The 25,358-nt window shown below is 44.1% G+C and carries 27 protein-coding genes, 5 pseudogenes and 1 other annotated feature; of the genes and pseudogenes, 17 read left to right on the top strand and 15 right to left on the bottom strand.

The genetic code is table 11. From position 1 onward, the window contains the following. Nucleotides 1-7 precede the first annotated feature (7 nt). From MZ182_RS03330 to mlaF, 6 genes are read right to left on the bottom strand one after another with little or no spacing between them, the layout of a single operon-like run. Nucleotides 8-265: a BolA family protein gene (locus MZ182_RS03330; RefSeq protein ID WP_014609846.1), complete on the bottom strand. Its 258-nt coding sequence runs from the start codon at nucleotides 263-265 to the stop codon at nucleotides 8-10. A 19-nt stretch (nucleotides 266-284) separates the two neighbouring features. Further along, nucleotides 285-569, bottom strand: a complete 285-nt coding sequence (locus MZ182_RS03325; RefSeq protein ID WP_011790699.1) for a lipid asymmetry maintenance protein MlaB — start codon at nucleotides 567-569, stop codon at nucleotides 285-287. Continuing rightward, nucleotides 566-1,231 carry a phospholipid-binding protein MlaC gene (locus tag MZ182_RS03320; RefSeq protein ID WP_061783273.1) on the bottom strand — a complete coding sequence of 222 codons (666 nt, stop codon included), beginning with the start codon at nucleotides 1,229-1,231 and terminating at the stop codon, nucleotides 566-568. The genes MZ182_RS03325 and MZ182_RS03320 overlap by 4 nt, the downstream gene beginning before the upstream one ends. A gap of 11 nt (nucleotides 1,232-1,242) precedes the next feature. Beyond that, on the bottom strand, nucleotides 1,243-1,716 hold the full coding sequence (mlaD, locus tag MZ182_RS03315) for an outer membrane lipid asymmetry maintenance protein MlaD (protein ID WP_011790701.1): 474 nt from the start codon (nucleotides 1,714-1,716) through the stop codon (nucleotides 1,243-1,245). 56 nt (nucleotides 1,717-1,772) lie between these two features. Next, nucleotides 1,773-2,558 carry a lipid asymmetry maintenance ABC transporter permease subunit MlaE gene (gene mlaE / locus MZ182_RS03310; RefSeq protein WP_011790702.1) on the bottom strand — a complete coding sequence of 262 codons (786 nt, stop codon included), beginning with the start codon at nucleotides 2,556-2,558 and terminating at the stop codon, nucleotides 1,773-1,775. Next, nucleotides 2,555-3,373 (bottom strand): phospholipid ABC transporter ATP-binding protein MlaF, encoded by an 819-nt coding sequence (mlaF, locus tag MZ182_RS03305; RefSeq protein ID WP_248066224.1) that lies wholly within the window; start codon nucleotides 3,371-3,373, stop codon nucleotides 2,555-2,557. Before mlaF ends, mlaE begins: the two co-directional genes overlap by 4 nt. Nucleotides 3,374-4,026: 653 nt before the next feature. Here mlaF and MZ182_RS03300 point away from each other — a divergent pair. From MZ182_RS03300 to mgtE, 11 genes are all read left to right on the top strand, one after another. Further along, complete coding sequence (locus MZ182_RS03300; protein WP_014609845.1) at nucleotides 4,027-5,004, top strand: KpsF/GutQ family sugar-phosphate isomerase; 978 nt, start codon at nucleotides 4,027-4,029, stop codon at nucleotides 5,002-5,004. Further along, nucleotides 5,004-5,555, top strand: coding sequence for a 3-deoxy-manno-octulosonate-8-phosphatase KdsC (kdsC, locus tag MZ182_RS03295; RefSeq protein ID WP_025007927.1), 552 nt, complete (start codon nucleotides 5,004-5,006; stop codon nucleotides 5,553-5,555). Before MZ182_RS03300 ends, kdsC begins: the two co-directional genes overlap by 1 nt. Beyond that, the gene (lptC, locus tag MZ182_RS03290) at nucleotides 5,552-6,112 is read left to right on the top strand and encodes an LPS export ABC transporter periplasmic protein LptC (protein WP_011918688.1); all 561 of its coding nucleotides are present in this window, start codon (nucleotides 5,552-5,554) and stop codon (nucleotides 6,110-6,112) included. The genes kdsC and lptC overlap by 4 nt, the downstream gene beginning before the upstream one ends. Next, nucleotides 6,099-6,653 (top strand): lipopolysaccharide transport periplasmic protein LptA, encoded by a 555-nt coding sequence (lptA, locus tag MZ182_RS03285; RefSeq protein WP_248066221.1) that lies wholly within the window; start codon nucleotides 6,099-6,101, stop codon nucleotides 6,651-6,653. The genes lptC and lptA overlap by 14 nt, the downstream gene beginning before the upstream one ends. After that, nucleotides 6,650-7,381 carry an LPS export ABC transporter ATP-binding protein gene (gene lptB, locus MZ182_RS03280; protein ID WP_011918686.1) on the top strand — a complete coding sequence of 244 codons (732 nt, stop codon included), beginning with the start codon at nucleotides 6,650-6,652 and terminating at the stop codon, nucleotides 7,379-7,381. Before lptA ends, lptB begins: the two co-directional genes overlap by 4 nt. 103 nt (nucleotides 7,382-7,484) lie before the next feature. After that, nucleotides 7,485-8,960: an RNA polymerase factor sigma-54 gene (locus tag MZ182_RS03275; protein WP_248066218.1), complete on the top strand. Its 1,476-nt coding sequence runs from the start codon at nucleotides 7,485-7,487 to the stop codon at nucleotides 8,958-8,960. 28 nt (nucleotides 8,961-8,988) lie between these two features. Then, nucleotides 8,989-9,276, top strand: a complete 288-nt coding sequence (gene hpf / locus MZ182_RS03270; RefSeq protein ID WP_011790710.1) for a ribosome hibernation promoting factor — start codon at nucleotides 8,989-8,991, stop codon at nucleotides 9,274-9,276. A gap of 2 nt (nucleotides 9,277-9,278) precedes the next feature. Further along, nucleotides 9,279-9,722 (top strand): PTS IIA-like nitrogen regulatory protein PtsN, encoded by a 444-nt coding sequence (ptsN, locus tag MZ182_RS03265; protein WP_011790711.1) that lies wholly within the window; start codon nucleotides 9,279-9,281, stop codon nucleotides 9,720-9,722. After that, entirely contained in the window at nucleotides 9,719-10,573 is an 855-nt protein-coding gene (gene rapZ, locus MZ182_RS03260) for an RNase adapter RapZ (RefSeq protein WP_011790712.1), read from the top strand. Before ptsN ends, rapZ begins: the two co-directional genes overlap by 4 nt. Next, nucleotides 10,560-10,835 (top strand): HPr family phosphocarrier protein, encoded by a 276-nt coding sequence (locus MZ182_RS03255; protein ID WP_011918683.1) that lies wholly within the window; start codon nucleotides 10,560-10,562, stop codon nucleotides 10,833-10,835. Before rapZ ends, MZ182_RS03255 begins: the two co-directional genes overlap by 14 nt. A 212-nt stretch (nucleotides 10,836-11,047) precedes the next feature. Continuing rightward, nucleotides 11,048-12,412 (top strand): magnesium transporter, encoded by a 1,365-nt coding sequence (gene mgtE, locus MZ182_RS03250; protein ID WP_014609844.1) that lies wholly within the window; start codon nucleotides 11,048-11,050, stop codon nucleotides 12,410-12,412. 112 nt (nucleotides 12,413-12,524) lie between these two features. Here mgtE and MZ182_RS03245 read toward each other — a convergent pair whose 3' ends face one another. Continuing rightward, nucleotides 12,525-13,349 (bottom strand): molybdate ABC transporter substrate-binding protein, encoded by an 825-nt coding sequence (locus MZ182_RS03245; RefSeq protein WP_248066216.1) that lies wholly within the window; start codon nucleotides 13,347-13,349, stop codon nucleotides 12,525-12,527. Nucleotides 13,350-13,583: 234 nt separating this feature from the next. Continuing rightward, nucleotides 13,584-14,270: an OmpA family protein gene (locus tag MZ182_RS03240; RefSeq protein ID WP_248066215.1), complete on the bottom strand. Its 687-nt coding sequence runs from the start codon at nucleotides 14,268-14,270 to the stop codon at nucleotides 13,584-13,586. Nucleotides 14,271-14,908: 638 nt separating this feature from the next. On the opposite strand from MZ182_RS03240, the gene MZ182_RS03235 reads away from it, so the two are divergent. Further along, a complete protein-coding gene (locus MZ182_RS03235) occupies nucleotides 14,909-15,142 on the top strand; it encodes a transposase (protein ID WP_011918682.1) in 234 nt (77 codons plus the stop codon). 842 nt (nucleotides 15,143-15,984) lie between these two features. Here MZ182_RS03235 and MZ182_RS03230 read toward each other — a convergent pair. Then, complete coding sequence (locus MZ182_RS03230) at nucleotides 15,985-16,842, bottom strand: PA4780 family RIO1-like protein kinase (protein ID WP_011790717.1); 858 nt, start codon at nucleotides 16,840-16,842, stop codon at nucleotides 15,985-15,987. Between the two features lie 357 nt (nucleotides 16,843-17,199). Between MZ182_RS03230 and MZ182_RS03225 the strand changes: the two genes are divergently transcribed. From MZ182_RS03225 to MZ182_RS21425, 4 genes and pseudogenes are all read left to right on the top strand, one after another. After that, nucleotides 17,200-17,748, top strand: a complete 549-nt coding sequence (locus tag MZ182_RS03225; RefSeq protein ID WP_011790718.1) for a DUF2799 domain-containing protein — start codon at nucleotides 17,200-17,202, stop codon at nucleotides 17,746-17,748. 673 nt (nucleotides 17,749-18,421) lie between these two features. Then, nucleotides 18,422-19,228: an NYN domain-containing protein gene (locus MZ182_RS03220; RefSeq protein WP_248066213.1), complete on the top strand. Its 807-nt coding sequence runs from the start codon at nucleotides 18,422-18,424 to the stop codon at nucleotides 19,226-19,228. A 150-nt stretch (nucleotides 19,229-19,378) separates the two neighbouring features. Then, a pseudogene (locus MZ182_RS03215) lies at nucleotides 19,379-19,612 on the top strand (DUF1289 domain-containing protein); the annotation flags it as partial. 123 nt (nucleotides 19,613-19,735) lie between these two features. Next, complete coding sequence (locus tag MZ182_RS21425; RefSeq protein ID WP_411028094.1) at nucleotides 19,736-20,038, top strand: SH3 domain-containing protein; 303 nt, start codon at nucleotides 19,736-19,738, stop codon at nucleotides 20,036-20,038. Between the two features lie 18 nt (nucleotides 20,039-20,056). Here MZ182_RS21425 and MZ182_RS03210 read toward each other — a convergent pair. The 6 genes and pseudogenes from MZ182_RS03210 to MZ182_RS03190 all read right to left on the bottom strand — a co-directional run. Further along, nucleotides 20,057-21,130 (bottom strand): annotated as a pseudogene (locus MZ182_RS03210) (IS3 family transposase); the annotation flags it as partial. A 20-nt stretch (nucleotides 21,131-21,150) separates the two neighbouring features. Continuing rightward, nucleotides 21,151-21,726 (bottom strand): annotated as a pseudogene (gene tnpC, locus MZ182_RS03205) (IS66 family transposase); the annotation flags it as partial. Nucleotides 21,727-21,740: 14 nt separating this feature from the next. Next, a pseudogene (tnpB, locus tag MZ182_RS21420) lies at nucleotides 21,741-22,019 on the bottom strand (IS66 family insertion sequence element accessory protein TnpB); the annotation flags it as partial. Further along, entirely contained in the window at nucleotides 22,016-22,315 is a 300-nt protein-coding gene (gene tnpA, locus MZ182_RS03200; RefSeq protein ID WP_088585869.1) for an IS66 family insertion sequence element accessory protein TnpA, read from the bottom strand. The gene tnpA and the pseudogene tnpB, both read right to left, overlap by 4 nt. A 73-nt stretch (nucleotides 22,316-22,388) precedes the next feature. Further along, a pseudogene (locus MZ182_RS03195) lies at nucleotides 22,389-22,891 on the bottom strand (transposase); the annotation flags it as partial. A gap of 32 nt (nucleotides 22,892-22,923) precedes the next feature. After that, a complete protein-coding gene (locus tag MZ182_RS03190; RefSeq protein WP_248069915.1) occupies nucleotides 22,924-23,814 on the bottom strand; it encodes a sce7726 family protein in 891 nt (296 codons plus the stop codon). Between the two features lie 89 nt (nucleotides 23,815-23,903). Here MZ182_RS03190 and MZ182_RS03185 point away from each other — a divergent pair. Further along, nucleotides 23,904-25,120, top strand: a protein-coding gene (locus tag MZ182_RS03185) for an IS3 family transposase (protein ID WP_165564867.1) whose coding sequence is annotated in 2 segments (ribosomal slippage) — nucleotides 23,904-24,186 and nucleotides 24,186-25,120 — 1,218 coding nt in all. Because the reading frame shifts where the segments join, the coding sequence is not laid out codon by codon here. Beyond that, nucleotides 24,182-24,298, top strand: a sequence feature (AL1L pseudoknot). Its footprint overlaps the gene before it by 117 nt. Nucleotides 25,121-25,358: the final 238 nt, after the last annotated feature.

Raw genomic sequence — 25,358 nt, 5'->3', positions numbered from 1 at the left:
TTCCTCACTAGCTAGGCATGTTGAAAACTTTTTCGCGTTTCCATTGAGTCGGCGTGAAAGTTTTGATCGTTAATGCATGTAATTCACCGCTGGCAATGTGTGCAGTGAGTGGTGCATAAATGGTTTGTTGCTGTTTAACTCGGCTCATACCATCAAAGCACTCACCTACGGCGATGACTTTATAATGGCTACCATCCGAGCTTGCGTGAACTTCTTCAAGCCCTAACGCATCACGTAAAATCTGTTCGATTAAGCTGCATTCCATAGAATCTAATACCTTGTATTCAAATCGCTTCTTCAGAGAAGAAGGACTGTAAATCATATAAATCAATTAATTTTTTAAGTTGCTGCGAAGCGGAACTCAGCGCGAGAGGGGTTTTATGCTCACTGACTAAAGCCAGCAGAAAAGCTACGCCAGCACTATCACTGTATTCAAGCCCAGACAAAGATAGCACCTGTGTCTGTGGGCTAAGTAAGCTGTGTCTTTGTGACCACAAGGCTATCACTTGAGTTTGTGATAAACGTCCTTTGAGGTGGCAAACTGTATCCTGCTGCACAAATTCAATCACGACATTGAGTTCCCAGATGATTTAGCTTGTTTGGTGACTTTGTCTTTAGTCCGTTCTTCTAGCATCTTAATGACAGGATCAATCCCCTGTTGACGAATAAGATTAGAAATTTCAGATTGTTTAGATGACAGTAAACTCACACCTTCAGCGACTAAATCAAACGCCTTCCATGAATCATCCTTTAAACGACGCACTTTAAACAACAGTTTAATCGGTGGACGTCCCGGCTCGATGATCTGCACATTGACGTCGACAATTTTCTCATTGCTGAAATCAATGCCGGGGGAAAATTCAACTTTCTGATTCGTATATTCAGTAAATGCTTGTGCATAGGTGGTAACTAAATATCCCTCAAAAGCATCAACAAAACGATTACGCTGATCTTCAGTCGAATCTTTAAGGTACTGACCTAAAACCTTGTAAGAGGCATATTTATAATCAACGTAGGGCATGAGTTCTTCATGGACGATGACTTTCAGGTGATCGGTATTCGCATCGATCAATGCTTTATCTTTATGGAAACGATCGAAGGTTTTATTCGCAACGGATTTTACCATGGCATATGGATCTTTAGTGTTTACCGTGGCATCAGAAGCAAGCGCACTTGCTGTACCTAAGACCATAACTAACGGCAGTAAAAAGCGAGATAAGCTTTTAAACATAGTAGTAACCCCTATTTATCCTTTGAACCCATACTATATAGGAACTGACCAATCAGATCCTCTAACACTAAGGCAGAGCGAGTATCATCAATTTTATCGCCATCTTTTAGCATGCCGATATCATCATCCACAAAACCTGGAGTAAGACCAAGAAACTGCTCACCTAACAGACCCGAAGTGAGAATCGCTAAGCTACTGGTTTCTGGGAATTTATCGTAACGCTTATCCATAACTATCGTGACGACAGCAACCAATTTAACCGGATCAAGGTCAATACTACTGACTCGCCCAACAACCACTCCGCCCACTTTCACAGGCGAACGCACTTTAAGGCCACCAATATTGGTAAAGTTTGCCGTTAAGGTATAACTGCTATCGCTGGTTTTCACTTCAATATTGGCGACATTAAACACCAATACCAAAAAGGCGGCTAAACCGGTTAAAAGAAATACACCCACTAACAATTCAATTTTTCGTGTCAACATACTCAGTTACCACTCTCTTAATCCATCTAAACTGTGTCTAACGGCGCAATAATCCATTAGCTGCCAAACATCAGGGCTGTTAGTAAAAAATCCAATGCCAGAACGGCAAGACTCGACTGCACTACCGTCGACGTTGTTGCACGGCTGATACCCTCAGGATTTGGGATCACTTGATAGCCACGATACAACGCAATCCAAGTGACCACTACGGCAAATACACCACTCTTGATCAGGCAATTAAGTATGTCTTTTTGCCATTCTACTGATGCCTGTAAAATCGACCAAAACGCGCCACTGTCGATCCCCTTCCATTCCACACCAACAAGATGACCGCCATAAATACCGACCGCGGTAAACATCAATGCCAATAATGGCATACTGATCACCCCAGCCCAAAAGCGTGGTGCAATAATTTGTCTTAATGGATCGATAGCCATCATCTCTAAACTGGAAAGCTGCTCAGTGCTTTTCATTAAACCGATTTCAGCGGTTAATGCTGAACCCGCCCGTCCCGCAAACAATAACGCGGTAACAACAGGCCCCAACTCACGCAATAAACTCAATGCCACCATAGGACCTAGGCTTTCTTCAGTGCCAAAGCCTACTAAGATGTTGTAGCCTTGCAGTGCGAGCACCATGCCGATAAAGAGCCCTGAAACAACAATAATCACCATAGATTGCACACCAACGACATAAATCTGGCGCACTAATAATGGGAACCCTTTACGCACCCGTGGCCAGCGAAAAATCGCTCCCCACAACATAAGACCTGCACGGCCAAAACCGAGCACTAACTCAATCGCGCTACGGCCTAGGTCGGCAATACTGTCTAATAACTTCACTTGCCAACTCCTTTTGCCATTAATTCTTGTTGGTAATCATTTGCCGGATAATGAAACGGCACAGGACCGTCTGGCGCTCCTTGAATAAACTGTTTCAACTGCGGATTATCGGCATACTTTAATTCCTCTGGCGTGCCATGGGCGATCACTTTTTTATCGGCCACCACATACACGTAATCGGCAATGCCAAGCACTTCATCCACATCATGGGATACGACAATTGAAGTTAAGTTCAACGCATCCGATAACTCGCGAATCAGCTTGACTAACACCCCCATAGAGATAGGGTCTTGTCCCGCAAAGGGTTCATCATACATCACCATTTCAGGCTCAAGGGCAATCGCGCGCGCCAATGCAGCACGGCGCTGCATACCGCCGGATAATTCGCTTGGCATCATCTGGGCCGCACCACGCAAACCTACGGCTTCAAGTTTCATCAACACGATAGTGCGAATAATCTCTTCAGGTAATCCCGAGTGCTCACGCAGTGCAAAGGCGACATTATCGAACACATTTATATCCGTGAATAAAGCACCACTTTGGAACAACATGCTCATGCGTTTACGTAAAGCAAATAATTCATTTCGACTCACTGCATGGATATCATACCCATCAAATAACACTTGTCCCTGCGTAGGTGTTAATTGTCCGCCGATTAACTTTAAGAGTGTGGTTTTACCAATCCCGCTTGGCCCCATGATGGCAGTCACTTTGCCCCGAGGAATAGACAAGCTAATATCTTCATATATGACACGCTGTCCGCGGCTAAACCCCAAATGACGGATCTCAACCAGCGGCGTTTGTTCTTGAGTCATGCTTGATTCCGATATTTGAAAAAGAGGTGATCTGAGTTTTAGACAGACCAATCGAAGAGCCGTAAATTGTACGTAATTGCGCTTTAACCTACAACAGAATCGACACTATCGCCCCGCGATACTTTCAATTTGCCCTATTTCCAGCGAAAATGCGCGCTAAGTTTTTATTTCCAGCGAAAACTGTTACACAGAGTTTGGTGGTGAGTTAATTAAATGATCGAATTATTTTGATTGATTGCTAAATCATAACTGCACAAGGTTAGAATGACGGTTAAACAACCCTAGCTTAACTGCTCATATTTAAAAGAGATAGCGAGCAAGCGTGCTGCCCTCTCACATAAAACCATTAAAATAAACGATAAAGACGATGATATTGCTCAAGACATTCAAGCACTAAACACGCTATTCTGCTTCATTAGCCTAGTGATTTACCCTTGGTGGGCGGTAAATGGCCGTCATACAGGCAAAATGAGCAATATTGACAAACGTGGCGCAAAACCGAATCTAAAAATAAAGGCCATGACAAAGTAGCATAGAAAACGACATAACCTTGGCAGGATGCCCTTTTATTTATCATCTTTATCGCGTACCAAATTGTGCTATTCCAATCCCATCCATGGGGCGACAAAGACAATGCAAGAAGAGAGATAGACATGGTAGACCAATCACAATTGCGCCAATGGGGCAGCAAAGTTATCGACATTGAAAAGTTAGCCCTCGATAATCTTTATCAATATGTTGATTCTATTGAATTTGTACAGGCTTGCGAGTTAATCCTTAACTGCTCTGGCAAAGTTATTGTTATGGGAATGGGTAAATCAGGCCATATCGGCAATAAGATTTCAGCGACACTGGCAAGCACTGGTACTCCGGCATTTTTTGTGCATCCCGGAGAAGCGAGCCACGGGGACCTTGGTGTGCTCTCAGACAATGATATTATTCTCGCAATATCAAACTCGGGAGAATCCAGTGAAATCTTGGCCTTAATGCCCGTCATTCAACGAAAAGCTATCCCCGTGATTGCGATGACAGGTAAACCCGATTCAACGATGGCGCGTCTGGCCAAAATCCATTTATGTATAGAAGTGCCAGAAGAGGCCTGCCCGCTTGGGCTTGCACCCACCTCCAGCACAACGGCAACCCTCGTGATGGGTGATGCAATCGCTATTGCGCTACTACAAGCCAAAGGCTTTACTCGCGAAGATTTTGCCATGTCGCATCCAGGTGGCGCACTGGGCCGAAAATTGCTACTAAGAGTCCGCGATGTTATGCACAGCGGTAACGAGTTACCACTTGTCAATCACGATATTTGTATCACCGAAGCCCTCTATGAAATATCCAAAAAAGGCTTAGGTATGACGGCGGTTATTGATGAGCAGCATAAATTAGTGGGCATTTTCACCGATGGCGATTTACGTCGGGTGATTGATGCAGAAGTGAATCTACGTACAACGCCAATTGCCGATGTGATGACTCGCAATTGCATCACAATTACCGATAGCGCACTTGCGGCTCAAGCACTACAAGTTATGGATAGTAAAAATATTAATGGTTTAATCGTGATAAACAAAGATCACCATCCTATCGGAGCACTTAATATGCTCGATTTGGTTAAAGCAGGAGTTATTTAATGCCACAGCAAGGATTTTACGGCCCTATCAGCGATGATGTTTGGCAAAGAGCACAAAAAATAAAACTGCTTATCTGTGATGTTGATGGCGTATTTTCTGACGGGCGCATTTATTTAAGTAATGCAGGTGAAGAACTTAAGGCATTTCATACCCGTGATGGTTATGGTGTTCGCTCGCTACTGACCAGCGGTTTTAACATGGCAGTTATTACAGGTCGCCAATCTAAGATTGTTGCCAATCGTATGACTGCCCTAGGCATTACAGATATTTATCAAGGTGTTGATAATAAATTCGAGCCTTATCAAGCCCTACTATCACACTATAATGTCATCCCAGAAGAAGTGGCTTACATCGGGGATGATATTGTCGATCTTCCGGTGATGAGCGCGGTAGGTTTAGCAGTATGTGTCGCCGATGGTCATCCCTATGTCCGCCAACAGGCACACTTTGTCACCAACCTCAACGGCGGACATGGCGCGCTACGGGAATTAACCGATTTACTGCTGTTAAGCCAAAATAAGTTCACTTCGGCCCACGGGATGAGTATATGAGTCGTGTGACCCTCGCTATCATTGCCTTTTTTGGTACTGCCCTCATTCTCTACTGGCAAGTACAACAAAAGCGGGGTAACGAAACAGACAGCAGCTTGAATAACCAAGATAGTCCCGATTACATTATTGAAGATCTGCGTAGCATTGAATTTAATGAACAAGGTCAAGTGAATAGCCGTGTCACCGCCAAGCACATGGAACACTATGAACTAAAAAGCCAAACCTATTTCACTCAACCTGTATATCTTGTTTATCCTGACCAAGGCAAAGCACAATGGCAGATCAGAGCGGATCAAGGACAACTCAACAAAGAAACAGGCAAGGTTGTATTAGAAAATAATGTTATTATCGATGCCATTAGCCCTGAAGAGCCGATACAAACCTTATCGACTAGTTTTTTAGAACTTGATCTAAACACTATGATAATGACCTCTGACCGTATCATTTACGTCACAGGGAAAGATTTTAATATCCAAGGGCAAGGCCTTTATGCGGACCTGAACGCGCAGGAAGTCCAATTGACCAGTCAGGTAGTAGGAACCTATGAAGCAAAATAAGATATTACTTGCCAGCTTAATGCTGATAATGAGCATGAGCGTTTATGCAAAAGTCGCAGATCTGCAGCAAGAAGTTAAAATTAAAGCCGTTAGCCAAACCGCAGATATCAAAAACAACCAAATCATCTTCTTTGGCCCAGTAGAAGTCACACAGGGTTCAATCAAAATCCAAGCGGCCCAGCTTCGCGCCTTTTCTGCCGATGGTGAAACCAGCAAAATCTTAGTTGCAACGGGCAACCCCGCGACTTACACCCAAATATTAGATGATGGTCGCCCTGCTTCCGCCAGTGCTAAAGAAATTCGCTATGAAATGGCGACAAGAACATTAACACTGACAGGTTCGGCCTCCCTCGATCAAGCGGGCAGTCAAGTGACAGGTAACCTCATTCGTTACAACATCATTCAACAAAAACTGATCGCAGAAAGCACAGGGAGTGGTGATGATCGCGTGATCACTATCATCCAACCTGAAAACTATCAGGATGATCTCAAAACCCAAACACCCGCAGATAAACCTGTGAAAGAGCAGGATTCTCAATGACCCAAATCACCCTAAGAGCACAAAATCTCGCGAAGAGCTACAAAAACCGCCAAGTTGTTAAAGACGTCAGTCTGACAGTCAAAACCGGCCAAATTGTTGGCTTACTCGGCCCAAATGGTGCAGGTAAAACCACGACCTTTTACATGGTGGTTGGGTTAGTAAAAAGCGATAAAGGCCATATTTTTATCGACAATGATGATTTAACTGCAGACCCTATGCATCTTCGCGCCCGCAAAGGAATTGGTTACTTACCACAAGAAGCCAGTATCTTCCGTAAGCTGACCGTTCACGACAATATCATGGCGGTATTACAAACCCGTAAAGAGCTAAAAGACGAAGAACGCGAAGAAGAACTGGAACACCTACTCGAAGAGTTCCATATTACCCATATTCGCGATAGCCAAGGTATGTCCCTTTCGGGGGGTGAACGTCGCCGAGTTGAAATTGCCCGCGCCCTCGCGGCCAATCCAAAGTTTATTCTACTCGACGAGCCTTTTGCGGGCGTTGATCCGATTTCCGTCATCGATATCAAAAAAATTATCGAACAACTTAAGAGTCGTGGCTTAGGCGTACTTATCACAGACCACAATGTCCGAGAAACATTAGACGTATGTGAACATGCCTACATAGTAAGTCATGGAAACCTGATTGCCGAGGGAACTCCTGCAGAGATCTTAGACAATCAGCAAGTTAGGGCTGTGTACTTAGGTGAACAATTCAGGCTATAGTTACTCCAGCGGAGTCTATAGCCTAAAATTATCGCGACTAGACTCCACTCACTGATAACAAGCGGCCTCATTCAAAAATAATAACGTAGGGATCAGCGGTAACATGAAAGCGTCACTCCAGCTCAAACTGGGCCAACAGTTAACCATGACGCCACAGTTACAACAGGCGATTCGTCTGTTGCAGCTCTCGTCATTGGAATTACAACAAGAGATCCAGCAAGCCTTAGACTCTAATCCTCTTCTTGAGCTGGAAGATGAGCAATTTGACGCACCTACAGAACGCAACCAGAATTTATCAGACACCGATTTCAGCGAATCAAGCCCACTGCCCCCCGAACAAGATAGCTCCACTGTTGATACCGCAGAATCCTTGACCAAAGAATCTATGCCAGATGAACTGCCCATGGATACCACTTGGGATGAAGTATTTACCGCCTCACCCAACTCAGGTTCGGGTGGCAGTAGAGAAGACGATATGCCCTTTCAGGGGGAAACCAGCGAGGGCCTGCATGAACATTTAGAATGGCAAAAAAACCTCACCCCCTTCTCTGAAACCGATCTTGCCATTGCCACTGCCATTATTGATGCCATTGATGATCAGGGCTATCTCACCCAAAGTACTGAAGATATTCTCGAAGCGATGGGAAATCATGAGATTGAGTTAGACGAAGTCGAAGCTGTACTTAAACGTATCCAACACTTTGATCCTGTTGGTGTTGCAGCAAGAGATCTCAGCGAATGTTTACTGATCCAGCTATCCCATTTTTCGCCGGACACACCACATCTCGAAAATGCCCGCATGTTGATCAAAGATCATTTAGATCTGATCGCTGCTCGCGATTTTAGGCTGTTAATGCGTAAAACCAAACTGAAAGAAGATGAACTTCGGGATGGTATCGCACTGATACAAACGCTGAACCCTCGCCCAGGTTTGTTGATCACACCGATGGATGAAGAATATGTGATCCCAGATGTGTCGGTATCGAAGAAAAATGGCCGTTGGGTGGTAGAACTCAACCCAGATTGCATGCCCAAAATCAATGTAAACCAGCAATATGCCGCCATGGCTCGCAGCACAAAAAGCCAAGCAGACAGCCAATTTATTCGTGGCCATCTGCAGGAAGCCAAATGGTTTATCAAGAGCTTAGAAAGTCGTAACGACACCTTACTCAAAGTGGCCAATTGTATCGTTCAATACCAACAAGGCTTCTTTGAGTACGGTGAAGAAGCTATGAAACCTATGGTACTTAACGATATAGCCGAAGCGGTTGAAATGCATGAGTCCACCATCTCACGGGTCACAACTCAAAAATACATACATACCCCTAAGGGACTTTTTGAACTAAAATACTTCTTCTCAAGCCATGTCGGGACTGACGATGGCGGTGAGTGCTCATCCACAGCAATCAGAGCCTTTATTAAAAAACTGGTTGCCGCGGAAAACCAGAAAAAACCATTAAGCGACAGCAAGATGGCACAACTTCTGGCAGAACAGGGAATAAATGTTGCGCGCAGAACCATTGCGAAGTATCGAGAAGCAATGCTTATTCCCCCTTCCAATCAGCGTAAAAGTTTATAGCCTACTATGGATATCGGAGGACGTTTCTATGCAAATAAAGCTCATTGGACACCATATCGAGATTACTGAATCGTTACGGGCATATGTAGAGGAAAAATTTTCAAAACTTGAACGCCATTTCGAACAGATCCATAATGTGCACGTTGTGCTCAATGTTGAGAAAATGCAACAGATTGCCGAAGCGCGAATCAACCTCACCGGTGGTGAAGTTTTTGCAACTTCAGAGCATACTGACATGTATGCTGCCATAGACGTCCTGATCGATAAACTTGATCGTCAGGTTATTAAACACAAAGAGAAGTTAACAAAACACTAATAATGGAACTTTGTACCATACTGAGGCCGGAGTGCACTACCTGCGCCACTCCGGGCAGTAAAAAAAAGGTACTGGAACTCATCAGTGACTTAGCCGCTGCCCAGTACCCCACCCTCTCATCTCAAGAGATCTTCGAAAGCCTTGTGGCGCGCGAAAAGATGGGGAGCACAGGTATAGGTAACGGTATCGCCATTCCACATGGTCGATTAACCGATATTACACAACCCATTGCAATACTCGTAAAATGTGAGGAACCGATAGCTTTTGACGCTATCGATAAGCAACCTGTTGATATTTTGTTTGCACTGCTTGTGCCGGCGGATCAATGCCAACAGCACCTAAGCACGTTGTCGTGCATGGCAGAAAAGCTAAGTGATAAACAAATATTAAAACAACTGCGTAAGACGCATGATGAAACGGAACTCTATCAGGTAATCACTGGATGAAACTGGTCATAGTGTCAGGCCGCTCTGGCTCAGGCAAATCTGTCGCACTTAGGGTGCTTGAAGATCTCGGCTATTACTGTGTCGATAACCTTCCCTTGCCACTAATAGGCAGTTTGCTTGAGCAACTCAAAGGCAGTAACGATCTTGTCGCCATTAGTGTCGATGTTCGTAATATGCCAGAGCAAGATAAAGTGCTGGTTCAGCAGCTTTCTAACCTGCCAGCAGGGACGGAGATTACCAGCTTCTTCCTCAATTCAAGCGATAAAGTGTTACTTAAACGCTACAGTGAAACGCGCCGCCTGCACCCGTTATCTAAAAGTCGAGTATCCCTACAAGAAGCCATTAAACTTGAAGGCAAACTGCTCGAACCTATGTCCAAACTGGTAGATCACTACATAGATACTTCAAATTTAAATATCTATGATTTAAGCGATCAAGTCAGACAAATTCTTCTTGGTAGCGTTGATAAAGAATTAGTCATCTACTTTGAGTCCTTTGGCTTTAAAAATGGCATGCCTACAGAAGCCGACTTTATGTTCGATGTGCGCTTTTTACCTAACCCCCATTGGGAGTTAGCATTGCGTCCACTGACAGGCCTAGATGAACCTGTGGCTGAGTTTTTGAATCGCCAGCCCCTGGTAAACAAGTTCATTTGGCAGATAGAAAACTTACTAGAAACCTGGTTACCACACCTTGAGCGTAATAATCGCAGTTATTTAACCATTGCGATTGGTTGCACAGGTGGACAGCACAGATCGGTTTATGTGGCAGAACAATTAGCGAAGCGATTTAGTAATGGTAAACATAAGGTCAATGTACGCCATCGAGAGCTAGATCATGCCAAAGCTTGAACGTCAGATTACCATCTGTAATAAGCTCGGTTTACACGCCCGCGCCGCCACAAAATTGGTGGTGTTAGCCTCTGAGTTTGATGCAACAATAACGTTAATACAAGGCGATAAACAAGCCTCAGCGGCAAGTGTGCTTGGTCTTTTGATGCTTGAAACGGGTATGGGGAAAACCATCAAGCTAATTGCAGAGGGCCCAGATGCAGAACTCGCGCTTGATGCTATTTGCGCATTAATCGATGCTAAATTTGACGAAGCCTGCTGATCTTAAGCAAAGTTACACTTAACCTATTCCCGTTGTACCGTTCACTGGTACTCAATCGGTACTCATTTGTGACTCGACGTTCCCTGTGACGCTCAATTACAATATGTCCCCTGCGTCCGCTGATCAAACCCATTACTCTGACTAGGCTATATTCACACTCAGTGAAAATAGTCGCTAATTATCCGTTTCCCTCACCATATTATGGAGGACAAATGCCCGTAGAAGCTTCAGATAGTCATCAAGTCGGACATCGCCTCGACCAGCTCAGCAAAGCCCTTAGCAGCGGTATGTTTGTCCATGTGCGGCAAATGCTACAGAATATGGCGGCATCGGATATCGCGTTAATCCTCGAATCTTCACCACCAAAGGCAAGGCAAGTCCTATGGCAATTAATTGATCAGGAACAATTAGGGGCGATTCTTGACGAACTGAGTGAAGAGTTGAAAGATCCGCTGATCAGCACCATGAGTCCAGAACGAGTTGCAAAGGCGACTGCGAGTATGGATACGGACGATCTCGCCTATATTCTGCGAAGTCTACCAGATACGGTTTATAAACAAGTATTACAGTCGATGAGCCTACAGAATCGTCAACGAGTGGAGCAAGCACTGTCCTACCCTGATGAGACGGCTGGCAGCTTGATGAATACAGATACCGTCACCCTAAGGCCAGACGTTAATATCGATGTTGTACTGCGTTATCTGCGGCAAAGGGGTAACCTCCCCGATACCACTGACACCCTATATGTGGTCGATAAACAGGATAAAGTCCTCGGCGGTGTCAGACTTGCCGATCTGCTCACCTGCGATCCCAACACGCCTATCCGTAATATTATGGATCCTGACATTGAGAGCATTCCAGTGGGTATGTCAGACAGTGAAGTCGCCCAATTATTCGAGCGTCACGATTGGGTATCCGCGCCCGTTGTGGACAGCGATAACAAACTACTCGGCCGGATCACGATTGATGATGTCGTCGATGTTATCCGTGAAGATGCCGAACATTCTATGATGGGAATGGCAGGCATGGACGATGATGAAGATACCTTTGCACCAGTGCTAAAAAGTACCTTTCGTCGCTCACTTTGGTTGACCATCAATTTGTTTGCCGCCCTACTTGCGGCCTCTGTCAGTAGTATGTTTGAAGGGACTATCGAAAAATTTGCCACTATTGCGATATTAATGACCATAGTTCCGAGTATGGGTGGTGTCGCGGGTAATCAAACCCTTGTTTTAGTCATTCGCGCTATAGCGCTTGGGCATATTGGCCAAAGCAATGCCCGCTGGCTTATTGGTAAAGAATTGGCGATTGGATTTCTCAATGGCTTGCTATGGTCAATACTGGTCTTTGTTGCCGTATCCCTTTGGAAAGGAGATACCGCACTCGCCGGCTTAATTGCGGGGGCAATGCTAATCAATATGACAGTCGCAGGGCTCGCGGGTGCCAGCATTCCGCTAATATTAAAACGACTCAAAATCGATCCCGCGCTAGCTGGCGGTATGGTATTAACCACAGTCACAGATGTAACAGGGCTTTTCGCCTTTCTCGGTTTAGCCACCCTCTATTTAATGAATTAGCATAAAAGAGGATGTCATATAGTCATACCATCGAAAGGTGGTAATACATTAAAACGGCGCGATTCATTGCGCCGTTTTAATATCAGCCATATTTTTATGATTGGTATTGAAGCTAATTTACCGGTGGTTGAAAGCCATAACGACTTAAAATAGCTTGTCCTTTCGCCGATAAAATAAACTCAGCTAAAGGAGCCGCCGAGGCGTTACTCTCTTTCAGGATAAGTAAACCATAGTCGGCCCCAACAGCAAGACTTGTCGGTAAATCAATAATCTGTAGACTAGGCACTTCATTTTTAGCCAGCACTGCATTGGTGCAATAGGTCAAAAAGATATCCGCTTGCTTATTTTCCATGACCCAACCATAAGGGTTACGATCCTTGGGCGGTTTCGTACTATCTGGCCCTCCAGTCAACTGTAATGCTTTGGCCTCTAAAATAGCTTTTGCATCTGGTTTTAGCGTTTGTGCTTTATCAAACACTGCCCAAGCATAATCTCCTGCGGGATCTGCTTTGGGCGTAGAAGTGCCAACTTTAATATTGGGATCGAGCAGTGTATCTAACAGTGTCGCGCTTGTAAGAGAGACGCTATTTTGAGCAATAGCACAGAGCTGATTACGAGCAAACATTTGCACCTTTTCCCCAAACCCTGCGTCAACAAGCGCCTGAGGATGGGCCATATTTGCAGAGGCAAAGAGATCGACGCGCTCTCCCTCTTGAATACGCTTTAACAACAGGCCAGAAGGTGCATATTGCGCAACAACAGTATCTTTAGTTTGGGCTTGGTAGGCAGTAATAATATCGTTCATCGCCGCTTTTAAGCTACCCGCCGCACGCAGTTCAATTGGGGCGACCTCGGCAGTCACAGGGGCACCTTGTACTATCGAAACCATCATAGCGGGGCAAAAACTTAAGGCTACGAGTATATTTTTCTTCGTCATAATGATCTTCTCCTCTAGGTATTGAGCCTTACCCTGCTCAATATTTGCCATACAACACGTGAAATAGCTTTGAAGATCAACTACAAATCATCATCTAGCCGAAGGAAGCTGCACAATTGCAGTACAGATCACTCAAGCCTTAACAGACTAAAGACATATTGTCTCAACGGGAAATAATAAATACCTGGATACAAAAAAGTCGCCCGCAGGCGACTTTTGATTGTTGAGCAGCACTTAGCCCGTAGGTGTTAATGCAATCTCAACACGACGGTTTTGTGCTCGCCCTTCAGCACTGGCATTAGATGCTATTGGACTCGCCTTTCCCATTCCCTTAGATTTAACACGTGAAGCCGCTATACCTTTACTCATTAGGTAATTAGCCACTTCACTCGCGCGCACCTGTGATAAACGTAAATTGTAAGCATCTGAACCACTGCTGTCGGTATAACCTAATACGTTAAGTTGGGTTTTGCTGTATTCCTTTGCCACCAACGCCACAGAGTTAAGCACCCGTGAGGCGCCATCGCTTAACTCGGTTTGATCGACACCAAACGTCACTTCGTTGGGCATATTCAAAATAATATTATCGCCATTACGGGTTACGCTCACCCCCGTAGATGCCAATTGCTGCCGTAATTTGGTTTCTTGCACATCCATATAATAACCAATACCACCGCCCACAGCTGCGCCCGATGCAGCACCAATTAATGCCCCTTTACCGCGGTCACTCTTACTTGAGGAAGCAACACCCACTGCCGCACCAGCAACGGCACCAATAATGGCACCACTGGTCGCTTTAGCCGTTTGCTGCTCGTTAGTATATGGATTAACTGTTGAACAACCAGATACAACAAACGTACCGATAATCGCAGCAAAGGCGAGCCTAGATGATGTAAATCGATTTACCTGAAAACGCTTCATCGTTAATGACCTCATAACAGGATTGAAAATGTGAGTACCCACATAGAAGGCATAGATCTCACTGCCAATGACATAGCGAAATCCTTATTGAATACTCTAAAACCCGCAGTATATAAGCATTCCTCACAGAGACAATCTTTAATCGCTGTGTAAATTTATAAATCGATAATTTAGTCAGCAAAGATACAGGGATTATCTAAGATAACCATCCCCAACAACATAGAGTAAAAGCACTGAAATAGTGCACTTTGCACCGTTTTTGCCATACATGAAAAAATCCCGCGTTTTAATCGATATAGTAACCAATTGATTTTAAACAAAAATAAAAAATTTAGAATATTGGCACGAATTTTACATACTACTTAGTGAGTAAGGCGAGAAATGGACAAGCAAACAAGTTACTCAAGTGCCACTTAAATCGTTTTAACCTAGATGAAATACCTAAAAGCATAACGGGTATTGAGGACGAAAGATGAAAAGCATTATGAACTTAATCAAACTGTGCCGCCATGAATGGATATATCTACGCCATGTTGGACTCAGCCAGTGGGATTTAGAGCAGCGTCGCTAATCTATTTAAGGACTATACATAACCGCTAAACCGATTTTAGTTAGAAGGCAGTAAAGAGGGATCGCTTATGGGAATCGCCGACAATAATCTCAAATTAGATGTCATCGCTGAAGTAAAAGTGAAAGGTCGCTTGCTCTCGGATGTGGCTCACCAATACGGTATTTCAACTAAAGCCGTATACCAGTGGGTAAGAGAAAGCGATCAGCAACCACAGCAAAGAGAATATGCGCTCATCAGTGAAATAGCCCAACTGCAAAAAAGAATTAAGCAGCTTAACAACGAATTACGCACGCTAGGTTAACCATTACGGTTTTATAAGTGCCCTAATCGACAAGGCCGGACAACATTGCAAGTCGCCCTGCTGATGACGCTAACGATATAAAAGATGTGCTAACAACAATAATAACAGCGCCTTTTTAATGTCCGGCCTTGTCATTCAAATAATGAGATTAACGAGTAAAAGGAAGAAGAAAAGTTAACCAGTTTAGGCAGAGTCGGATGGGTATCTATTATCGCTCCCCAACGACCTAAGATATATGCCCAAACAACCTCTAAATACAGGATAAGCATTTTGAGGGTGCTTGGGTGTAAATGCACAAATAACAATAATAAATGTGCTGTTTACCATCTGACTCTGCCGCTTTATTGATTGAATCCAACAGAGATTGGACAATTTGCTCAACACGGGACAATGCAAAAGTTTCGGCAAGACTATAGAGGGAATTATCTCCCCCAAAGATTAAATATGTGAATTGTGCTCCCCCAAGTCATGAACATATTAACCTCTTAGGTCTTGTCCTTTTATTCACAAGATCAATGAAGATCAAACGCTATAGTGAGTGTGGCGTGCCAAGGAGGGCTGTGATTTAACACTATTTAGTGTGATTAAAAATACACAAGGTTTCGGCAAGACTCGAGGGAGTGGTCTCCCCCAAGATTAAATATGTAAATTGTGCTCTCCAACTCAACAGCATATTTCTCTCTCTGGTCTTGTCCTTTTATTCACTTAGTCAATGATGACCCTGTGCTTAACAGCGCATATGCCAAGGATGGCAGTGATACATCAAATAGCACATCAAACCTCAATATTGCCCATAAAAAAGACGCTACCCTGAGCGCCTTTACATGGGATGGTATACCCACCTAATAATCTTCATTCGCCTCTTGGATCCGCAGTTTTCGCTCCTGCGCTTCCTCATAGGCAGCTTGGATTTCTTCAAGTACAGAACCGACATCCGCTTCTGCCAATACTTCGGTAAATTCACCCGTAAGTTGAGTATCAGGCTTAAGATCTCCCGCTTCAAACAAGGCCCACATTTCTTTGGCATATTGGGTCTTGAGTAATTCAGGAGCATATTGACCATAATATTGGGTCATATTATTAATGTCCCTCGCTAACATCCATTTAGCATGGTTATTCGCGGCAGCATCGACGGCTTGGGGTAAGTCGATAATCACAGGCCCTTCACTATCGACGAGAACATTAAACTCAGATAAATCGCCATGGACTAAACCTGCACATAGCATACGTTTAACGTAGGTCATCACTAAGTTATGATCGCGGATCGCTTTTTCGGCGGACAGCGTGACATCATTTAAACGAGGGGCGACATTGCCCTCAGCGTCAGTCACCAACTCCATTAGCAGCACACCATCAAAACAACCATAAGGTATAGGCACGCGAACACCTGCATCGGCTAAACGGTAAAGCGCATCAACCTCTGCACTTTGCCAAGCTTCTTCCATTTGGTCCCGACCAAACTTAGAACCTTTTTCCATAGCCCGAGCACGACGGCTATTACGCACTTTACGGCCTTCTTGGTAAAGCACTGCTTGCTTAAAACTGCGTTTATCTGCTTCTTTATAGACTTTGGCGCAGCGGATATCGTCGCCGCTGCGTACAACGTACACTGTGGCCTCTTTACCGCTCATTAACTGGCTAATGACCTCATCGACCAGTCCTTCATCAACCAGAGGTTGGATTCGTTTCGGAGTTTTCATAGCGCCCTTATACCTTACTTAGGCTTGAGATGGAATACTGCGGACAAATCTTCATATAAAAGCGGTCTCCTGCCAGATAAAGGCACTGTTGATTCTCAATCAAAATCATTTTGTAAACTAAAATAGCAATGATGAATAGTCGATACTTAGGCTGATATCAAACGCAGATACACATCAACTGATTGCGGTTACAACACTAGCAATGCCCATTTAAGAACCTAAAGCCCTAACTTGGTTCCACCGTTGCACTGCCAGCACAAAATAACCGTATCAATCGCTGAATATATCACTAGATCTCATCTTTCAGAGTCCTTATTCTAATCCAACTTTACAATCTATGTCCCTTGAGATCTTCGAATGCGTTACCTAAACCTTACCTTAGCACTTTGCGCCCTGTCTCTCACCCACTGCACGAGTCTCTCCCTTGAAGAATGTAGCAGCAGCGATTGGTATACCCTTGGGCTTGCAGATGGTAATCGTGGGGCAACGGCCACGAGACTCAATCAATATCAAAAGGATTGTAATGAATTTAATCTTAAAGTGGACGCATCTCAGTGGCAGCAAGGCTATCAACAAGGACTCATCAATTATTGTTTACCTGAAAACGGTTATCGTGTGGGATTAGAAGGTGAAAGTTATTACGGGGTCTGCAGCGATAACCAATTTGTAGAACGCTATAACCAAGGGCATCAACAGTATCTCGTCAATAAGCGTTTGGCGGAAATCGCAGACCGTTTACACACTATTGATAGTGAGATCAGCAGTATTAATACCAAACTCAATAATCTCACCGATAAAGCCGACTTATTAAGGCAAAAAAATATCCTCTTAAATGAAAAAAATCATCTTCTAGATGAAAAAGCCCGCCTACGCCAAGGAAATATTGAGTTTAAATTTAGATTCTAACTACAGCATGAGGGAACAAGTGCAGTGGGCTTTGTTCACTGCCGCACAGACAGCTTAGATGAATTTAACGTGCTCCTCTATTGTTAACTAGCGAAGTGACATGCATTAGAGACTAGCTTCGCAGGGAAAAGTGAACTCCCGCAGCTTTGGTGTTGTCTGCAATTGACTGAAAAATATGCATAGATGCGCCATCTTTCCTCTTTTCTACTTACGATCCAAGCAGAGATTTTGCTCACTATTGCCGCAGTTCACCATATGCTGTACGCTAGGTTAAATTTTGATTAATAAACAACGCTTAAGCAATTACTTAATCAATCAACACTAGTTTAGTGTTAGCGAAAATCTCGCTAATAAAATATGGCGATATACAAATGAGTCAGGGAAGATCCGCACGACAAAGCGAATAAGGCAAGGACAAGCATTCTATACCTCTCCTTAAAGATGATCCCCCTCTGAACCAATTGTGATTCAGTTTAAGGTTTCACCAACCACAAGCTGATAGCTTTATTATTGTTTTTATTAAAATTAATAATTTATATGCTGTTTGGTAGTAAGTGCCATGGGCGGTAGCGTGCTTACAGACTTGGATAAAAGCACCACCACTAACTTCAAAGCTAAAACCAACCTCCACTCTTAAAAACGAATAAAAACAACTACATTTGTTGGAACCCACATGCAGAATAAAGAAAAAATTGCGGTGTTTATTGATGCCGATAATGCGCCAGCTAGAAAGTTTGATGTGGTACTCGCTGAGCTTGCAAAACACGGCCTCATCAGTATTCGAAAAGCTTATGGTAACTGGAAAAGCCCGAATCTAAAGCCATGGGAAGATATCCTCCATGAATATGCCATTCAGCCTATTCAACAATTCGATCTTACCAAAGGTAAAAATGCCAGCGATATTGCTTTAGTTATTGATGCTATGGACATTCTTTACACTAAAGATATAGACATTATTTGTTTAATATCCTCGGATTGCGATTTTACCCCTTTGGTAACCCGAGCCTTAGCTGACGGCAAAACCGTTTTTGGTTTCGGAGAACGTAAAGCACCAGCCGCTTTTGTGAATAGCTGTTCTCGCTTCCTCTACCTCGACGCAGAACCTGTTGTTATCACAGAAGAAATAGAGGTGATATCGGAATTAACCCAGCTTCCATTAACGGCACCAGAATCAGTTAGTAAAACCAAGCAAGTTCAGCCTAAAACCGCCACACCGCAAAAATGTAATTTAAAAAGTGACTCCAAACTGCTCAATATGTTGCGTCAAGCCATAGAAGCAACAGAAGAGGAAGATGGCTGGGCGCAACTCGGCACAATAGGATCACATATCTCAAATCACAGCTCTTTCGATCAGCGAAACTACGGATTTAAAAAACTCAGTGATCTCTTTGCCGCAATCGATCTCTTCGAAATGCGTAAAACCCACGGCTCAGTGCTATGGGTAAGATATATAAAAAGAGCAAAGAAAAATGGAAAGTAAATTCATTTTCTAAACAAAACTTAAATCAACTTTGCCAATTAAAGCCTAATGAGCGTGACAAAATTGCAACCACGATAATAGTCACCAAGGATGTTTCAAACTTTCAACATCACCATCAGATTCATAAAAATATTCAAAAGGTATAAGATATTGGAACAAATTGAATTTTTTGAGGTAGCAAGTCCTTGCATAGGAGTCTGTCAAACTGATGCAAGAGGTTATTGTAGAGGCTGCTTAAGAAGCAGAGAAGAACGATTCAATTGGATTCATTATAGCAATTCAACCAAACAAGCAGTTATCACTACACTCATTTCTCGAAAAAGACGTAGGATGCTTGCACTTCTAAAAGCAAGAGATAGCCAGAAATTAAACACAAATGCTGCCAATGATTTTTTTGATAAAGATACTGAAGAATTAGTTCAATCTGTACTCGAACAACCTGCTTTAATCAAAACTCTTGATGAAGATAGATTAAATCTTCTATGGGCATTTCTAAAATATTTTTTCATGCCATTATTGGTTGGTGCAATCCTAATCGTGTTCCAACAAAACTACGAGCATATTACATCCTATTTATCAGAAGCTAAAGATGTTGAGTCATTGAAAACATTAGTCAAAAATGGAACTATATTAACAATCTCTGGCAATTGGGCCGTTGTTACAACTAATAGTCTTAACTTTAGAAAAGAAGCAGGGTTTTCATCTACAATATTAGCAAATCTAAAACTAGGTGAGCCCGTAGAGGTCATTGATGACATGGGGCAAGATTGGTTATATGTGAGAGCTATGATACGGCGTTTTTCAAGCTAGTTGTCACCATCGACCGTTTTAAGCGGCCTTTTTTTCCACTTCTTTAACTGACTCTTTTTCCGGATTCAGTGTTGTCGGTCCCACAGGTTCGCAGTTCCGTACTTCTCGTTTTCCCCAACGACTTGGATTTTCTGCTTTCGCCGCTTCAATCCGTTCTTTGCGCTTTGCCAGCAGGAGTTGATCCTGACCGGTATGACGTTGGTGCGGGGTCACGAACCGTAGTTTGCTGTGCTTGTGTTCGTAGTTGTACCAGCGCGTAAACTTCAGCACCCAAGTCCTTGCTTCATCGATACTTTTAAAACCTGCTGATGGCCAATCAGGCCGATATTTACAGGTGCGGAACAACGACTCTGCAAACGGGTTATCGTTGCTCACTCGTGGCCTGCTGTACGATGTCGTTACACCAAGCTCATACGCCTTCATTCGCATGGTCTGCGATTTCATTGGCGCACCGTTGTCCGAATGCAGCACGACTCCACTGTGTAAACATTTCTCCCGGACCAGTGTCTGCTCTAACAATTTCGCGGCGTTTTCTCCACTTTCCTGTTCAAACACTTCACAACCAACAATTTTCCGGCTGAACAAATCTTCCAGCATGTACAGGTAATAAAACTGCCCACGCACCGTGCTTGGCAAGTAGGTGATATCCCAACAGAGCACCTGGCCAGGCCCGGTCGCTGTGTAGGTCGTTGGCAGCGTTGACCCTTTCGGCGCTAAACTCCGGCCGCGATGATGCAGCTGACCAAAGGCTTTTAATACCCGATAAAATGTTGATTCAGAACCATAATATTCATCTTCATCCAGCAGCGTTGGGACGATTTGCGATGGCGGTAAGCTGGCAAACTTTGGCCAATTACACACCTCGATGATTTTCGCCTGTTCTTTTTCCGTCAGCTTATTCGATGGCTGCGGCCGAATCGCATCCGGCCTTTTGTCTGCGGTGATCTGGCCATCCCGATACCAGCGCCGATAAGTGCGCAGTGTAATGCCAGCTTCTTCGCAAGTCAGATGAAGCCTGGCGCCAGCCTGGTTCGCTTCCTGTATCAAGTTTACACATTCAGTGCGCTCTGAGACCAAGGTTAATCGTAAGCGGTTAATGAACCAGTGAAGCCCTACTCAATTCCACTGAGATAAACATTCCATGGCATCAGATCCGACATATCATCGGCGATTGAACGCTTTGGCAACTCCGTGAACAGGTGCCGGAAGTAATAATAGGGGTTGATGTCATTCGCCCGACACGTCATGACCAAGCTATACAGATTGGCACTGGCTTTCGCACCACCGACTGACGTTGAGAACATCCAGTTTTTTCGCCCCGTCGTGAACGGCCGGATATCCCGCTCTGTCACATTGTTGTCGATGCTGATATGTCCATCTTCCAGGTAGGTCAGCAGCTTAGGCCACTGATTCTTGGTGTAGGTGATGGCCTGGCCTAATGCTCCTTTGGGCAGCACATTCAGGCTATCGAGCCACGCTTTGAAGTCATTCAATATGGGGAGGCTTTCTTGCATCCTCAGCTGTTGGCGGGCTTCGGCCGACAGCGTTTTGGCTCGCTTTTCTATCCCATACAATTTGGCGATAAAGGCCAGGGCCTTTTCGGGTTTCCCTGCCTTTTTCGAAGGGGATGCCTTTTGAGCATCGGTGAACTTGCGGCGCACATGCGCCATGCACGCGGCTTGAGTGACAGCCCAGAGAGCAACCAGTGAAGTTGCGGTTTGCTAATGACAATCACGCCCTGGGAATTCGGGCGAGGCCATTTGAAGGTACCGTTCTCCAAACGGCGATAGTAAAGCCAAAACCCGTTGGTATCCCAAAACAAGATTTTGAGTTTATCGCGTCCGCGATTACAGAATATAAACCAGGCCTCGCTGAACGGGTCCATGTCGAGTTGTTCGGCGACAATGAGCGACAGACCATCGATAGACTTTCGCATGTCGGTGACACCGGAGACCAGAAAGACCTTGCCGGAGGGAGTCATTGCAAGGCATCTACCCAGTGTTTGATCTGAGCGGTACTCAGTGTTGTTGGTAATTCAGCGCGAATACCATTGGCAAAAGTAATGATCACCGACTCAGCCTTCGTCTCTTCATATTCATTGAAAATAATAGGCTGAAGTGTTTGCGTTGCGTCAGGAGAACGCAATCGCTTAGACCAATAGTAGAAGGTTTGATAACTGATGCCGCTGTCTGCACAGAATTGCTTGATGGAAAGCGTGCTTTGTTTTTGTTGCTCAACAACTGTTGCCCAATGGGCGCGCTTTTGCTCTTGGTTCATAGTGCCTCCGATGAAAAAGGCACTATGTCAAAGTATTGGTATTATTGGTATGTGGGGTTTATTAACCGCTTACGGTTAATCGTCCTCGTTGTCGTTCTCCCAAAGCGCATTTAACTTTTTTCTAAGCACCAACAAGGCTGCGGTTTCAGCCAAAGCTTTTTCTTTGCGCCTCAACTCGCTCTTTAACTGTTTAATTTCCTTATGGTCGGCTTGGCGCTGCCGTTTAGCTTCCAATTCCTGCTCGCGGGAGCTCATAAACCCTCGCAGTGCATTGGCTTTCCAGGCCTTTACCTGATCAACATACAGACCTTTAGCTCGACAATACTCACTCAATTCGGCTTCATTTAAACTGGCAGTTTCAAGCACTGTGGCAAACTTAGCTTCTGCTGACCAATGTTCTGAGGTTGGTTTACTTCCGGGCACAGGACGACCTTGTTGTTTGGCTTTATCCCGCCAATTATACAAAGTTTGTACGCCAATCCCTTCTTGTCTGGAAACTTCTGCTACGGTCATGTTCGAAGGAGGCAGTAACTTGTTCAAAATCTGCTGCTTACGTTCTTCACTATAACTCGGCACAATTAAGCCTTAACGCCCCAACTGGTTAAATTTTAAGTAGTGACAACTATCCTGCCAGAGCGGGTTATGCATGAATGAAATTTGTGCAACAACTTTTTGTTAAAATTTGCCGACAAGATCACAGAAGTCAATGAACTAGGTAGAGAAAGTATTACTTTCCTATCAAGTTCATCTAACTCTCTTTCTCTGAGTGTTTTAACAAATTCTAAATGAACCTCTTTCGGACCTAATTCTTTAAACAGGGATAAACAATCTTGCTTTACTGTTTTTGGACTTATCGAAGGTATATAACCAAATCGTCTACTTGTAATATCCAAATACTCTTTAGGTCTTAGACAGTTAAGAACTGCATTCGTACAGATATTATTAGCATTAGATATCGCAATTTTCTTTTCTGAAATAGAGTATCTATTTGTTAGTTCTAATACTCCTACGTGAGGTGGCACTATTGAAACGGCCTTATCAACATAGAGAGCAGGTACCATAACAAATACCCTATCAAAAACCAAACTATAAGAATTTAACTGAGATTCTAATCTTTCAAAAGAATCAAACTCTGTTTTAATTTCATATGCTGTAGATGTGCCATTAAAAACAGCAACGTCAGCAATTGAATGGCCAACTCTAAACTCTGTCACATAACTAACATTAGCTAATTTATGTCGCCCTCTAACAATTTTCTCTGCTATTGCATTCTTATATACATATTCATTCCTATAATTACTTTTCAATTTCAAGTACAAATTCTCAAATACTTCTTTAAAAGAATTATTATCAAGTAGCTCTTTAACTATGGACGATTCTTTAGCAATATTTTTTAATATTTCACTTTCATTGCTTTTAGCCAATTCTAAAATAACAGACTTGCTAAATGCTTTACTCAATAATTGATAATCTCGTTGTTCAGCCATCATTTTACTCATTGAAATTATCTGTAGCCGTTATTGCCCCAAGTTTAGAGTTGAATCATACCGGGTTTGTCGGAGGCTAATTTTCTTGAGAGAATTAGTCTATGAACAAGAGAACAACTTATTCCGCAGAAGTCCGCGAACGCGCAGTTCGTATGGTTTTAACCTCAGAGCATGATCACCCTTCCAGGTGGGCAGCGCTGGTGTCTATTTCATCAAAAATTGGCTGTACACCTGAGACATTAAGGGCTTGGGTTAATCGAATTGAGGTGGATTCAGGCAAAAGGCCTGGAGTTACCACCGATGCCGCAGCCAAGATCAAACAACTTGAGCGAGAGAACAAAGAGCTTAAGCAGGCCAACGAGATCCTGAAAAAAGCTGCTGCGTTTTTTGCCCAAGCGGAGCTCGACCGCAAACCGAAGAAATAGTCCAGTTCATTGATTCGCACCGAGCGTTGCATGGTGTCGAGCCGATTTGTCGTGTGCTGCAAATCGCGCCATCAACGTATTTCCGGTGCAAGTCACTTGCAGCCCAGCCACAGCTGCGCTGTCAGCGTTATCATCAGGATGAGGCGTTAAAGCCAGAGATTCTGCGCGTATGGCAGGACAATCGGCAATGCTATGGCATCAGGAAGGTCTGGAAGCAACTGAAGCGAGAAGACTTTACAGTAGCCCGCTGTACTGTTGCCAGACTGATGAGCACTCTTGGGATCCAGGGCGTGCGACGAGGACGTCGTTGTGTCACAACGATCCCTGATGAGAGTGCTGCTAAGCCGCTGGATCTGGTTAACCGGGAGTTTACGGCAAGTCGGCCAAACCAGCTTTGGGTGGCAGATATTACCTATGTGGCCACTTGGTCAGGCTTCGTTTACGTCGCCTTCGTCACCGACGTGTTCTCCCGTAAAGTTGTGGGCTGGAGGGTAATGAAGTCGATGCAGACGCAGTTAATTCTGGATGCACTGGAACAGGCTTTATGGGCCAGGGGCAAGCCTAAAGGCGTTATTCATCACAGCGACAGAGGAAGCCAGTATGTCTCGATACGATACTCAGAACGATTATCAGAAGCAGGCTTTACCGCGTCTGTCGGCAGCGTTGGTGACTCGTATGACAATGCATTAGCCGAGACGATAAATGGCCTGTACAAAGCCGAGGTCATTTATAAAGACGGCCCTTGGCGAGGGTTGGAGCAGGTCGAGCTTGCAACGCTGGATTGGGTTGACTGGTTTAACAACAGAAGATTACTGGGCTCGATTGGCGATATCCCGCCAGCTGAATATGAGGAAAACTATTATCGACAATTAAGGCAAGATACGGCAGCATGACTCAAACAAATCCGCCTCCGAATTTACCGGTTCGATTCAAGTGTTCTAGTCATGATAACAAGTTGCACGTTCTCCCCCCAAACACCTCACACCATAAGGCTAAAGAGAGATAGAATCGTTTTATTAGGCCACTAATAATCTCACCAAAATCAAATGAATACACCGACTCCAACAAAGGAGCACCAGTGACCATCGGCGACAGGATGTCGCCACGAAATTTAATGAGCCCCCATTATTA

Origin of the sequence: Shewanella sp. JNE2, assembly GCF_023159115.1 — a bacterium.
Classification (GTDB): Bacteria; Pseudomonadota; Gammaproteobacteria; order Enterobacterales; family Shewanellaceae; genus Shewanella; species Shewanella putrefaciens.
The sequence above is the reverse complement of the archived record's forward strand: the minus strand, read 5'-3'. Positions and strand labels throughout refer to the sequence as shown.